Source organism: Psychrobacter sp. GW64-MNA-CIBAN-0177, assembly GCF_040309585.1.
Lineage (GTDB): Bacteria > Pseudomonadota > Gammaproteobacteria > Pseudomonadales > Moraxellaceae > Psychrobacter > Psychrobacter okhotskensis.
Genome location: NZ_JBEOOY010000052.1, coordinates 1 through 1,302, shown reverse-complemented (window position 1 = coordinate 1,302; position 1,302 = coordinate 1). Strand labels below are relative to the sequence as shown.

At 45.5% G+C, this 1,302-nt stretch carries 1 protein-coding gene; it reads left to right on the top strand.

All coding sequences use genetic code 11. The features are described from left to right. Positions 1-56: 56 nt before the first annotated feature. A complete protein-coding gene (locus AAEY79_RS14130) occupies positions 57-1,271 on the top strand; it encodes an IS256 family transposase (protein WP_025652625.1) in 1,215 nt (404 codons plus the stop codon). The last annotated feature ends 31 nt before the right edge of the window (positions 1,272-1,302 follow it).

Sequence of the window (1,302 nt, the reverse complement as noted above, 5' to 3'; positions counted from 1 at the left end):
GGGAGTTTCCTAAAAACTGTGTAACTGCTTATAATCCCATAACAGGAGAATAAGCAATGACCAAGCAAACTGACATTAAGAAACTGGCCGAGCAGATGGCTAGTAGTATGAACAGCTTCGATGACATCAAAGACTTCCAAAAGCAGCTCATGCAATCGTTTATTGATACCGCCCTAGAAGCTGAGATGGAAGACCATCTTGGCTACCCTAAGCATGAGAAAGCAGATAAGCCAAATAAACGCAATGGGCATACTAAAAAGACCGTCCGCAGTGACACAGGCGATCTTGAGATATCCACCCCAAGAGACCGTGATGGCGACTTTGAACCTGCTTTAGTACGTAAGCATCAAACCCGTATTAGCGGCCTTGATGACAAGATCATATTCCTTTACGCCAAGGGTCAAACCACCACTGAGATTGTAGAGAGTATCAAAGAGCTCTACGATGTCGACATCTCAAGCACCCTGGTTTCAAGAGTCACTGACAACATCTTAGAGGACATCACCGCTTGGCAGAACCGGCCGTTAAGCAGTGTCTATCCTATCGTCTATCTAGACTGTATTGTCGTGAAGATACGTCAAGATAAACAGATTATCAACAAGGCTATCTATCTGGCACTAGGTGTGGGACTTAATGGTAAAAAAGAGCTGCTTGGTATGTGGCTATCAGAGAATGAGGGCGCTAAGTTCTGGCTGGGTGTACTCACTGAACTACAAAACCGCGGGGTGCAAGATATCCTCATTGCCTGTGTCGATGGTTTAAAGGGCTTCCCTGATGCCATCAATACCGTTTATCCCAACGCTCAGGTTCAGCTGTGTATCGTACACATGGTGCGCTATTCGATGAAGTTTGTACCTTGGACAAATAAAAAGGCAGTAGCGGCTGATCTAAAGGCTATCTACGGCGCTGATACGCTTGAGATAGCAGAGGCTAACCTTGAACACTTTGATGAGGTATGGGGCACTGAGTACCCGCATGTGGTTAAGTCTTGGCGCAATAACTGGGAGGGCTTAACGGTGTTCTTTAATTACCCTAAAGACATCAGAAAAGTCATATATACCACCAATGCTATTGAGTCGCTAAACAGCGTGATTCGGACGGCGGTGAATAAGCGTAAGGTGTTCCCCTCTGATCAGGCAGCATTCAAAGTGGTGTACTTAGCCACCCAGCAGGCATCCAAAAAGTGGTCGATGCCCATCCGTAACTGGACGTCTGCTTTAAATCGCTTTATGATTATGTTTGATGATCGTATTAGTAAGCACTTAATCTAAATGGCAGTTACACAGAATTCGGGATGGGCTC

Excerpts from the sequence above, each read along its gene's own strand:
- AAEY79_RS14130 (WP_025652625.1), top strand. The coding sequence starts at position 57 with ATGACCAAGCAAACTGACATTAAGAAACTGGCCGAGCAGATGGCTAGT.